Here is a 10,941-nt window from a genome sequence, read left to right as displayed (position 1 = left end):
AGTAATCACTGGAGCCAAACCAGGGGAAGTTGATGGGAAACGTCGGGTCTTCCCAACGCCGCGCCAGCCAGGCGCTGTAGTGAATCAGGCGCAGGGTGCGTAGCGGCTCGATCAGGGCCAGCTCGCGCCGGTCAAATTCGCGGAATTGTTCGTAGCCGTCGATCATGGTGCCGAGTTGGCGGCTGCGCTGCTGGCGGTCGCCGCTGAGCAGCATCCACAGGTCTTGCACGGCCGGGCCACTGCGGGCGTCGTCCAGATCGACAAAATGCGGGCCGGGTCCGGCGCTGGCCGGCGACTCCAGCGGTGTCCAGAGAATGTTGCCAGGATGGCAGTCGCCATGCAGACGAATCTGCCTGATCGGTTCGAAATAAGGGTCTTTTTGACCTGTAGCCCCCGTGATACTTGCGTGAGCAGCTACTAGATCTATAGCATCTTGCGACGCTTTGGCCCACGCCGATTGCACGTCCAGCGGCACTTTGTCATGGCTCAGCAGCCATTCGCGCGAGTCGATGCCAAAGCTTTGCAGGTCAAGCGCCGGGCGGTGGGCAAATGGCTTGGCCGCGCCCACGGTGTGAATGCGGGCCAGAAAGCGGCCAATCCACTCCAGCACATCCGGGTCATCCAGCTCGGGCGGACGCCCACCCCGACTCGGGCTGACGCTGAAAGCGAAACCACCAAAGTGGTTCAGCGTGGTGCCATTCAAAACCAGCGGTCCGACCACCGGTATTTCCGCGTCCATCAGCTCTTTGGAGAACGCATGCTCTTCAAGAATTTGCGCCTCGCTCCAACGATTGGGCCGGTAAAACTTGGCCACCACTGCCGGGCCGTCTTCCAGATGTAACTGATAGACCCGGTTCTCGTAGGAACTCAGGGCCAGTTGGCGGCCATCACCATAAAGACCCACGCTGGCCAGCGCGTCCATGACGACGTCGGGCGTGAGCGACTCAAAAGCGTGAAGACCAGAGGAAGTGGAAGGTAATGACTGCATGTCCGCATTGTCGCGGTTGCAGGGCGAACCCCTCGCCATTTGAGGCTTAGAAAGGCGCGTCCAGATCCCGGTTCCAGACTGGCTTCATTTTGGCGGCCTCCTCGACCAAGGCCTCGAACGGCAGGGCCTGTTTGACCAGAATGATGGTGCAGGGGGCATCCATCGCCACCTTGATCGGCACGGTGGCCACAAAACGTTGGGTTTTGAGGCCGTGCGTGGCTGCGCCCATGACGATCAGGCTGACGTGGTTACCCGCGGCGTAATTCACCAGCGCCTGCGCCACATCGTTGGCCTCCAGCACGTGGTACGAGGTTTGGTGACCTGGCATGTCCAGTGGTTTCGCCCATTGATACAGATTGGCGAGGTAGCGGCGGTGCACGCTGGTTTCGCTTTTTTCATCGCTGGAGGCGCTGGTCTGCCCCGGAGAAATCACGGTGACACAGGCCAGGCGGGCCCCGGGCCGGGTGCCGAGCGAGCGCGCCACGGCCTGACGCAGCGAATACAGCGTGGAGTCCAGCACGTCCTTGTGCGGGATCGCCACCATGATGATGGGCACCTCTTCAATCTTTTGGGCGGGCAAAGGACTGGGCTGGTAGTGCATACCGGCGGCCTTTAGCCAGCGCTTGAAATGGGTGCCAAACCCGGTGCCCGTGGTATTGCGGCCGCGCTCGGTCACGGTGATCTGTTCGGGGTGACGCAGGTCAAACGCCAGGTGTGCGGCCGATGGGTAGCGCTTGTCGGCCTCGGGCTCCAGACACCGCAAAATCACTTCCTGCAGCCATTCAGGCAAATTAGGCTGCAGCTTGCGCGGTGGCGGTGGGTCCATCCACAGCCGTTGGCGCATGCCGCCAGCGGTTTGCGGCGCCCCAAAGGGCAACTCGCCGGTGGTCAACTGGTACAGGATGACGCCAATGGCAAAAATGTCGCTGCGCGGGTCGCCCCGAACGCCCACCACTTGCTCGGGCGCAATCCAGGCCGGCGAGCCCACCGCTTTGCGCAACTGCTCGGCCAGCAGATCCGGGTAGTGCGCGTTGCATGACAAACCAAAATCGAGCAACACCGCGCTGCCATCGGGTCGAATCAGCACGTTGGCGGGTTTCAAATCGAGGTGCACCGTATTTTGCTGGTGCAGGCTGTGAACTGCCAACGCTGTTGCGGCACCCAACCGCGCAATCGTGCCGACGTCCGGACGCTCTGGAGCCTCCAGCCAGTGCTCCAGGGTCTGGCCGTGCACGTATTCCATGACCAGGTAAGGCACGTTTTCCAAGTCGCCGGCTGCCACAAAGCGCGGCACATGCGAACCGGTGAGAACCTGCATGATCTGGTACTCGACCTCGAAGCTGACGATATTTTCAGCCCCATCGCCCGCCGTCATGCGGGGTACTTTCATCACTAACTGGAAGCCGGGGTTGATCGCCCCCTCGGTGTAGCGCACCCGGTAGATATGGGCCATGCCCCCGGAATGGATGCATTCTTCAACCGTGAACCCATCCAGCTCGGCGCCGGGCTCCAGCAATTTCACCGTCCCTGCTCCAGACGGTCGGCAAAGAAGGCGGGCAGGCCCGCCTTGCGTATCGCTGCCGCTGCCGCGTGGTGGTCATAAGACACCCGGTGAAAGGTCAGCTGCAATTTATCGGTATCAAACACCGCGTACATCGCCTGTGGGTTGCTGTCGCGCGGCTGCCCGACCGAGCCAATGGTGGCCAGCCAGTGGCGGTGCTTGGGCACCGGCACGGCCACGCCCGGCGTCGGCATAAACTTCATCAAGCCGGCGTCGACACCCCGGTAATACAGGGTTTGCAGGTGCACGTGACCGCCAAAAACATAGCGGACCTCCGGCAAGGCTGCTGCGGCTGCGTCCAGGCTGGCACTGGCTGCGCGTTGGTCGTACACATAACGCCACAACTCAGGGCCGTCCACGCTGGCATGTACCAACAAAATAGCCTCTTGCTGGTACAAAAGAGGCAACTCGTCAAGAAAACGCAACTGACCGGCATCAAGCTGAGAATGGGACCAGGCAGCTGTGCTTTCCCCCACGGTTCTGACCTCGGACGGCGGCGCGACCGCCAGTGCGTCATGATTGCCTTTGATGATGAGCGCACCTTGGGCGACCAGTGCTTGCGCCGTGTTCACCACGGCTGCCGGATCAGCGCCATAACCCACCAAATCACCCAAAAGCGCATACTGCTGCGCACCTTGGCTCCGGGCATGGGCAAGGCAGGCCTCAAAGGCCTGAATATTGCCGTGAATATCAGAAAGTAGCGCCAGCTTCATGGTTCCCTAGTCGTTGTTTTTTCAACATCATGCCCGATTCTGCTGACGGCGAGTTGGGCAATCGTCAGTTGCGTATTTTTTGACGCGCGTCAAGCTGCATGCGGGCTCAGGCCTGGGCTTGAGATCAGCCTCTAAACCTACTGCCTGCTTTGCGTTAACGTTCCATCTTGGCACCCTTTTTATTTATACCAGGTGCCCGGAGAAAACATGCTTGACTACATCATCATCGGTGGCGGCTCGGCTGGCTGTGTTCTGGCCGCCCGGTTGTCCGAAAACCCTGCTATTCAGGTTGCCCTGCTCGAGGCCGGTCCGGTCGACCGCAGCGTGCTGATCCATTGCCCGGCGGGCTTGGCCGTGATGGCCAGAACCGGTCATGCCGGCTGGGGCTTTAATACCGTGGCGCAACCCGGCCTGAATGGGCGCAGCGGCTTTCAACCGCGCGGCAAGGTGCTGGGCGGCTCGAGTTCCATCAACGCCATGATTTACACCCGTGGCCACCGGGACGATTACGACCACTGGGCAGCACAAGGCAACCCGGGTTGGTCCTTTGACGAGGTACTGCCCTACTTCAAACGCGCCGAGCATAACGAGCGCGGTGCAGACGCCTTGCACGGCGCCAGCGGTCCGCTCAATGTGATGGATCTGCGCAGCCCGAACCGCTATGGGCCGGTATTTGTAAAGGCGGGGCAAGAGGCGGGTTACACCATGAATACCGACTTCAACGGCGCCGAACAGGAAGGCGTGGGTATGTACCAGGTCACGCATAAAAATGGCGAGCGCTTCAGTGCCGCCAAAGCCTACCTGACCCCCAACCTGGCACGCCCCAACCTGCATATTTTTACCGGTGCGCACGTCACCCGCATCTTGCTGGAGCGAAAGCGCGCCGTCGGAGTGGAGTTTCAACACGAAGGCGAGCTCAAGCAACTGAAAGCCAGCCGCGAAGTCTTGCTGTGCGCGGGCGCTCTGCAATCGCCCCAAATTCTCATGCTTTCCGGCATCGGGCCGCATGCACACCTGCTGGAAAACGGCATCGCCACCCTGCACGACCTGCCTGGCGTGGGGCAAAACTTGCATGACCATCCGGATGTAGTGCTGGTGGTGGATGCCCCAAAAGCCAAAGAACTTTTTGGACTTTCACTGACCGGTATGGTGCGCGCACTTCAAGGGATTTTCGAGTGGCGCAATCACCGTACCGGCCTGCTCACCAGCAACTTTGCCGAGGCTGGGGGCTTTATCAAGAGCCAGCCCAGCGAGGCCATTCCGGACCTGCAGTTGCACTTTGTCGTGGGCAAACTGGTCAACCACGGTCGCAATGCTACTTGGGGTCATGGCTATTCCTGCCATCTGTGCCTGCTGCGCCCACGCAGTCGGGGCAGTGTCATGCTTGACAGCAAAGACCCGATGGCCGCGCCCCTGATCGACCCCAATTTCCTGGGTGACCGCGACGACATGGACCGCATGGTGCGCGGCTTCAAACTCATGCGTCAACTGCTGACCCAGCCTGCGCTGGCAGGCTTGGGTGGCAGAGAACTGGCCACCTCTGCCAGTGCCCAGTCCGATGCCGAGATTGAGCACTTCATCCGCGACTATGCCGACACCATCTACCACCCGGTAGGCAGTTGCCGCATGGGCAAAGGCCCGCTGGACGTGGTGGATGCGCAACTGCGCGTGCGAGGAATCGAAGGCTTGCGGGTAGTCGATGCATCCATCATGCCGCGCATCGTCGGCGGCAACACCAATGCGCCGGTCATCATGATTGCTGAAAAAGCGGCCGACCTGATCAAAGCGGCGCAGGTAGCCTGACTAATCGTTGATCGGGACTGAAATGAACTGATTTGGTTTGAGCGTTCTCAATGTATTGCCCCGCTCTTCGCTCCACAATTTCTCTATTAACAAAATGAGGAACAGCATGAAAAGAACTATTCATCAAGCTGAGACCGCAGCTTTTTCCCGGATGTGCAGTGCTGTTGAGCGCGTGCTTCACATGGAATCCAAAGCAGCCAAAGAACAAGCCAACAAATGGGCCAGAGCTTGGCAAGACAAGTACCTGAAGTTGGCAAAGTCCGCACACAACGAAGCCAGCGGACTCAAGCACTAACAGTTATTTACATGTACTCGGAAAAAGAAGCCGCCCAGCCTTGAAACGCTGGGATTCTTCGTTTTTTGAGGAAGGACGCTCTCTTGCTATCAGGGGATAGGGGCACCTTGCGCGTAGAGAGGCGGGAGATATTGAGCTATTTCTGGTTTTTATTACGGCGAGCCATCAAAAAACCAATTTAGCAAGAACGATTTCTAACTGAAGTGTCAGACACTGCGTCAGAAAACAAAAAAGGCGACCGGTTAAAGGGTCGCCTTTTTTGCATCTTCCTTGCTAACCTGTTGATTAACAAGGAGATTTTTCTTGGTGGCCCGGGGCGGAATCGAACCACCGACACAAGGATTTTCAAAGGAGCAAAACCTAAATATCGGGGCGCAGCTAATCCGCAAAACCTAATGAAAACAAGCACTTAGCCGAACTGAACCGCATTTGAACGCAGCCCAGCGCCTGCCAAAACCGATAACTTTTTTAGAAATTGGCAGAAATTTGGCAGTGATTTGACCAAAAATCCGAGAAATTCCACAAAAATCGTCAGCGCCTGCATTGTAACTTTTGAGGCCGGTGAAAGGGGAAATAAAAGCGGTCAGACCGCTCGAATGGCGTCACTTGAAAATAAAGTTCAATGTTGTCGCACGTGCGAAGCTATACAAGAGATGACCACTCTTCAAGCTCACACCATGTTCGACTACCAACTGCCTGCGCTGCTCACCAAAGCGCAGGTCTGCACCCGCCTTTGCATTGCGCCCCGTACCGTGGAATACATGGTGAAGGCCGGCAATTTCCCGCCACCCGTACGCATTGGAAAACAAGTTTTCTGGAGCGAGAAATCGGTCTTCTCCTGGCAACAATCTCTTTTCTCCCAGCAAGAGGCGTGGGCACCGGCTTAACGGCACCCCAAAAAACACCAACAGCAATTGCAAGGGCTCGCGACCAACCAATATCAGTCGCACTCAGAAGGGACCTCGCCGGGGCCTCAATGGAATGCTGATTGATCAGCTCTCAGCTGTGTCCGCGCTGCCTAGTCAATCCGGCATAAAACCTACATTTCCTTTTGTCACTAGGGTGGTGAAACCGCTCTACCAGTTCAAGATTAGGTCGAAGAGGTCGCTTAGAAGTGGGGACAAATCGCAGTTGGTGCTGTGCCTGCGGTTTTTGGCACCACTTTCAAGGCCTGGCGTGATCACGCTGAATGATGGTCGATAAGCACCCGCAGAGAATGTCGCACCCCATAAATGCTCACATAAGTTAAAAAATTTTTGCTTGACATTGTGCAATCATTGCACAAAAATCTATTCATGCCAACTATCCACCGTTTTGCAAATATGACCATTCGGGTCAATGTGCCGGACCATCGTCCGCCCCACGTTCATGTGGTGATGTCAGACCGCCGTGATGCATTTGTAGATCTGGCTACGCTGGCAATGACAAGCCGCACCTTGCGTGCATCGGATATTGCCGATGCACTGATCTGGATTGAGGCTAACCGCGCATACGCAACGCAAATTTTTACGGAGTGCAACCCATGATTCACGATCCACAACACACCATCACGGCGCTTACCGTGCGCCCACCGTTCGGTTTATCAGTGATCTTCGCTGATGGCGAAACCTTTAATGTTGACCTGGGGCCCATGATCAAAGTCTACCCGTCGATGCATTTGCTTTGTGAAGCATCGCTATTCAACCAAGCGCGCATAGATGTTCGCGGTGGTTACGTGGTCTGGATTGATGATGATTTGGAACTTGCCGCTGACAACCTGCGTAATATGGCTGTTGAACAATCCGGCGGAATCGGACATGAGCGGCTATGGGTCTGGATGGACAAGCATAGTCTTACACAAGAACGCGCTGCCTTGGCACTTGGCGTGTCGCGCCGGATGCTCAACTACTACCTGTCTGGCGCAAAGCCTATACCGAAGACCGTCTGGCTGGCCTGCCTGGGGTGGGAGACCACGTGCAAAAAGCCACGCCGAGCAAAACACAACACGAGTTCTGCGGCTCACGTCTGAGCCTCTGGCAATTTCAAAAATTTGCTTAATCACCCGAAAGCAACCAGTTGTCTAGGAAAGTTGCTCTTTTGCCACAGGTCGGCGGTAATATTCGTCTCATTTCGCCCGTCACGAGGCGTGATTATTGGTCCCTCAATTTAGTTGATCACACTCACAAACCTACATTTCCTTTTGTCACTAGGGTGGTGAAACCGCTCTAGCAGTTCAAGAAAAGGTCGAAGAGGTCGCTTAGAAGTGGGGCATTGATTGCGGCGGCGTCCAGCCGTTCACAATACATTACAACCTCGCTTGCGCGCATCCCTGCGCGTCCACGATGGCGCTGAAACGCCGTCCACGATCAGTTTGATTCCGGCGTCCACGATCGCTGAAATACGAACTCGGGGGTCAATCAATGCATCGACGTGATTTTCATCAGCTGCTCAAGGCGCTCCCAGACCTAAGCCCACACCAACTTCGCCAGATCAACGAAAGCGTTGCTGCGCAAATGTGGTCGATGTCAATTATCCTTCCGGCCGTGTAATTGTCGTCAACCATCAAATGGCCTGACAGAACGAGGTCCGTGAACTTGTGGCAGAAATAAGCTGAGAGCCAAACCGTCCGCTGACGCATCCCACCCGCACAATCGCACTAGCTTGGTGTGCCCCTCAAACGCAGCAACATGTCCTTGAGTGTGATGTACTGAACCACTCGGAGAAGGCGGGCTTCAACAGCCGTGTAAACGGCGCGTTCTGGTGGTGTATTTTTCGTACCTGCTTCGTGTTCCGCAACGATGATTGCGAAAGCCTTTTCCACGCGGGAAGTCACTTCTTGCACGATCCGTCTTGCGGCAGGTTCTGGCATCCCGAGCTGCTGCGCCGCGGCCAGTACAGCACCCAAGGTCACATCGCCAAAGGTCTGTGCGCCGGGTAGCGGGAAGGTCATCTGCACTTGATTCCAGGTGGCGCGCTCGTCTGCGAATGTTTTGGTGTGGTAGCTTCCTGTGCAGAGTAGGTCGTAGTGCGGTGCCAACCAAATGCCGTCAGGGCGAACATGGAAGGAGAGGTTTTTTAGGTGACAGTCGTCGTTCCCCACCAGGATGTTGAATACCAGCCACCGGAACAGCCCAGTGCGTGTTGCCAGCTTGTTGGTTGTCCGGTCAATGACTTGCGAGAGGGCATCCAGTGTTGCGCCTGAGTGTTTGAACGTGCGGTCTTTATTCAGCAGTTGGCAGGCGTCAATTATGTGCAGCCGACTGGCCTTTGGGGCCGTCAAGCGATCCGTAGTGCGTAGCGATTTTTTATCGACAACCCGGTCGAACCGTTCGATGAGGTACACCGGCTCAGGCACGTACCGCATATCGACAAACGGGACGTTCAAGCGAGCCGCTTTCGCGAGTCGCATGGTGAAAAACTCGTTGAACACCGAGGCTGGATATGTCGAGGTGTCTGGATGGTCGGGTTTGAGAATGAACGTCGAGGGCGTGGCGCCTACAGGCTCGTAAAGCGCTGCCCCTTTGACGACCACTAGCATCTTGTGCTGTGCGCCCGCCATTGACATTCGCTTGGGTGCTCCCTTTGAAAGCGTTTGCTCGGGAAGGTCCCGGATTCGCTGACTCAAAGATTCGTTTGTCAGCTCGCTCAAGGTGAACTCGTCGGGCAGAGGAATGCCCGGCGGAAGCAGTGTCAGCGACCCCGCGGACTCTGCGCCCAAGTACGTCAGCAAAGCGAACGCGTCTTCATGGTCTTTGATGCCAGCTTCCTTGGCGACGGCTTTTCTAAGCAACTCTTCGGGCAGCAGGTTGTCGAAATACCACTGCACCGGACGCATCGTGCCACCGTCTTCGTGACGCAGTGTGCCGCGCGCAAGCGCTGGCGACAAATCAAAGCTGCGGTCCCATGCGACCCACGCTGGGTCGTAATCAAAGACCCAGAGGTTGTTGCCCTCGCTAAGGGTGCCAACAAGCGTGTCGTCAACGAAAACGTTTAGGCTACGCATGATCCGTCTTGGTGTTCACACTTTTCGCCAAATTTACAGAACTTCGCTCATCTGGGTCTGAACCGAGCGAACCCATCGAGCGCGCAAGTGCTTCCCTTTGAATGCGACGCAAGGCAGGCAATGCCGATTCCGGCAAGTCAACGCTAAGAGTGAGCCCCACTTCCTTCAAAAGTTGAAGAACCTTGCCAAATTGGACGGTAGGCTTTCCTTTTTCGAGATTTGCTGTGGTCTGCTTGCTCACACGAGCAGTCTGAGACAGGTCGTCAAGGCGCACCTTGGCGCTCTTGCGCACAGCCCGTAGCGCGAACCCGAGGTCTTCCGAAGAATGAATGATATGTTTCATAAAATGCCTACCATAGCAGTCATTATGGCATACGGCCTAATCGTTTTCAGTGTAAGTGACTATCATAATAGTCACTTCATCAAGATGCAGGCTCAGCAAACCAAAAGTGACTCATCCACAGGTCACAAAGGCCAATGAGATATTCGCAACAGAGAAAATGCCTAATCCGATAGTCACTCAGTCTTGCAATTAGCCGCATGCCCACCCCGGCACAACCAAGCCCCAAAGCACCTACAGGCCGATCAACTTCTTTGCATCTGCCAAGCCGGAATGCTCGAATGCCAGCTTGAACTCGTCAAGTTCGAGCGTTGTCATTCCGACATCTGCAGACTGACCCACCGCACGCCATTGCCCCACGGCTTCAACGATCTGGCGCACGACGGCCAACGACTGCTTGGCAGTCAGCGCGAACTGTAAGGCTTGACCCATCAATTGGGCCATGCTTGTGATGGGACCCGTGTCTTCGCTTAACCATGTCTTGGATTCGCGGTCCTTGTCCGGCATCGGATTGACGTCGAACGCCGGCGACAGCTGCCATTGTTTGCCACCCATGTAAAGAAATCCGATATTTTGCAGGTGGTCATCGACGTTGGTGATGAGGTAGTGAAACACCAGACGGCGCCACAACTCTCGAGCGTCGTCCACATAGTTCGCGCAGATTCCTTTCATCACCGCGAGTACCTCGGTGTAAGCGTGGTCATCTTGTCGACTCGCCTGGAGCAGCGTCGCGCCTGACATGTAGGGGATGCGCGCATCCTCGGGCGTGCGGTCGAATCGGCGGATGACCGCTACAGGGATGCCTTGCACCACAGCCACATGGGCATGCGCAGCGTTGATGCCCGCCAAGCTCGCCAGCTTGAGCGCAAGGACCTCCGCACGCGTCACATTGCGCTCGTCCTTGATGCTCGGGAACTTCCCCAGGGCCAAGAGCCCGTCCTCGTCCAGGATGCTGCATTTCGGGCGCATGCCTCCCAAGGAGGTGCCCTTGCCTCGCAGATAGGCCAAATCTTTGGCTGTTTCCTTGCCCAGCTCGACCGATCGTGAAGCAGAAAGCATCTGCTCGAGCTCCAGCATTGGAGGTGTCGCACGACGGCCGGCAGGTAAGGACTCCAGATAAGCGCCATGCAAATTGCGCAAGCGTAAGGCGCCCATGCGACTGAAGTCATCGACCGCGCAAAGGTAATCGAGCTCAGTTAGCGCACCCATAGTCGGATCATCCTCGCGGCGCTTGGCGTGCGCGCGGGCGATGACACGTC

General features: G+C 56.8%; 11 protein-coding genes. 5 read left to right on the top strand and 6 right to left on the bottom strand.

The window, feature by feature from the left end:
* The 3 genes from WCG50_RS14150 to WCG50_RS14140 form a co-directional block, all read right to left on the bottom strand.
* Nucleotides 1-988 (bottom strand): serine/threonine protein kinase (locus tag WCG50_RS14150; protein WP_336900249.1); only part of this gene is annotated, 988 nt, incomplete at its 3' end.
* Nucleotides 989-1,034: 46 nt separating this feature from the next.
* Complete coding sequence (locus WCG50_RS14145) at nt 1,035-2,510, bottom strand: bifunctional serine/threonine-protein kinase/universal stress protein (RefSeq protein ID WP_336900248.1); 1,476 nt, start codon at nt 2,508-2,510, stop codon at nt 1,035-1,037.
* Nucleotides 2,507-3,262 carry a metallophosphoesterase family protein gene (locus WCG50_RS14140; protein WP_336900247.1) on the bottom strand — a complete coding sequence of 252 codons (756 nt, stop codon included), beginning with the start codon at nt 3,260-3,262 and terminating at the stop codon, nt 2,507-2,509. Before WCG50_RS14140 ends, WCG50_RS14145 begins: the two co-directional genes overlap by 4 nt.
* Before the next feature lie 207 nt (nt 3,263-3,469).
* Between WCG50_RS14140 and WCG50_RS14135 the strand changes: the two genes are divergently transcribed.
* The 5 genes from WCG50_RS14135 (at nt 3,470) to WCG50_RS14115 (ending at nt 7,368) form a co-directional block, all read left to right on the top strand.
* Nucleotides 3,470-5,065: a choline dehydrogenase gene (locus tag WCG50_RS14135; protein WP_336900246.1), complete on the top strand. Its 1,596-nt coding sequence runs from the start codon at nt 3,470-3,472 to the stop codon at nt 5,063-5,065.
* Nucleotides 5,066-5,171: 106 nt separating this feature from the next.
* Nucleotides 5,172-5,360 carry a hypothetical protein gene (locus tag WCG50_RS14130; RefSeq protein ID WP_336900245.1) on the top strand — a complete coding sequence of 63 codons (189 nt, stop codon included), beginning with the start codon at nt 5,172-5,174 and terminating at the stop codon, nt 5,358-5,360.
* A gap of 653 nt (nt 5,361-6,013) precedes the next feature.
* Complete coding sequence (locus WCG50_RS14125) at nt 6,014-6,247, top strand: helix-turn-helix domain-containing protein (RefSeq protein WP_336900244.1); 234 nt, start codon at nt 6,014-6,016, stop codon at nt 6,245-6,247.
* A gap of 408 nt (nt 6,248-6,655) precedes the next feature.
* The gene (locus tag WCG50_RS14120) at nt 6,656-6,886 is read left to right on the top strand and encodes a DUF4160 domain-containing protein (protein WP_336900243.1); all 231 of its coding nucleotides are present in this window, start codon (nt 6,656-6,658) and stop codon (nt 6,884-6,886) included.
* On the top strand, nt 6,883-7,368 hold the full coding sequence (locus WCG50_RS14115) for a DUF2442 domain-containing protein (RefSeq protein WP_336900242.1): 486 nt from the start codon (nt 6,883-6,885) through the stop codon (nt 7,366-7,368). Before WCG50_RS14120 ends, WCG50_RS14115 begins: the two co-directional genes overlap by 4 nt.
* Nucleotides 7,369-7,995: 627 nt before the next feature.
* On the opposite strand, the gene WCG50_RS14110 is transcribed toward WCG50_RS14115, so the two are convergent.
* The 3 genes from WCG50_RS14110 to WCG50_RS14100 all read right to left on the bottom strand — a co-directional run.
* Nucleotides 7,996-9,342 (bottom strand): HipA domain-containing protein, encoded by a 1,347-nt coding sequence (locus WCG50_RS14110; RefSeq protein ID WP_336900241.1) that lies wholly within the window; start codon nt 9,340-9,342, stop codon nt 7,996-7,998.
* Nucleotides 9,335-9,685: a hypothetical protein gene (locus tag WCG50_RS14105; protein ID WP_336900240.1), complete on the bottom strand. Its 351-nt coding sequence runs from the start codon at nt 9,683-9,685 to the stop codon at nt 9,335-9,337. The genes WCG50_RS14110 and WCG50_RS14105 overlap by 8 nt, the downstream gene beginning before the upstream one ends.
* Nucleotides 9,686-9,916: 231 nt before the next feature.
* A partial coding sequence (locus WCG50_RS14100) for a HipA domain-containing protein (RefSeq protein WP_336900239.1) occupies nt 9,917-10,941 on the bottom strand: 1,025 nt, incomplete at its 5' end.

Source organism: Rhodoferax sp. (genome assembly GCF_037143375.1).
Classification (GTDB): Bacteria; Pseudomonadota; Gammaproteobacteria; order Burkholderiales; family Burkholderiaceae_C; genus Rhodoferax.
The sequence above is the reverse complement of the archived record's forward strand: the minus strand, read 5'-3'. Positions and strand labels throughout refer to the sequence as shown.

What these genes read in the sequence shown, in the direction of transcription:
- WCG50_RS14140 (WP_336900247.1), bottom strand. Translation starts at nt 3,262, where the DNA reads ATGAAGCTGGCGCTACTTTCTGATATTCACGGCAATATTCAGGCCTTT.
- WCG50_RS14135 (WP_336900246.1), top strand. Translation starts at nt 3,470, where the DNA reads ATGCTTGACTACATCATCATCGGTGGCGGCTCGGCTGGCTGTGTTCTG.
- WCG50_RS14130 (WP_336900245.1), top strand. Translation starts at nt 5,172, where the DNA reads ATGAAAAGAACTATTCATCAAGCTGAGACCGCAGCTTTTTCCCGGATG.
- WCG50_RS14125 (WP_336900244.1), top strand. Translation starts at nt 6,014, where the DNA reads ATGACCACTCTTCAAGCTCACACCATGTTCGACTACCAACTGCCTGCG.
- WCG50_RS14120 (WP_336900243.1), top strand. Translation starts at nt 6,656, where the DNA reads ATGCCAACTATCCACCGTTTTGCAAATATGACCATTCGGGTCAATGTG.
- WCG50_RS14115 (WP_336900242.1), top strand. Translation starts at nt 6,883, where the DNA reads ATGATTCACGATCCACAACACACCATCACGGCGCTTACCGTGCGCCCA.
- WCG50_RS14110 (WP_336900241.1), bottom strand. Translation starts at nt 9,342, where the DNA reads ATGCGTAGCCTAAACGTTTTCGTTGACGACACGCTTGTTGGCACCCTT.
- WCG50_RS14105 (WP_336900240.1), bottom strand. Translation starts at nt 9,685, where the DNA reads ATGAAACATATCATTCATTCTTCGGAAGACCTCGGGTTCGCGCTACGG.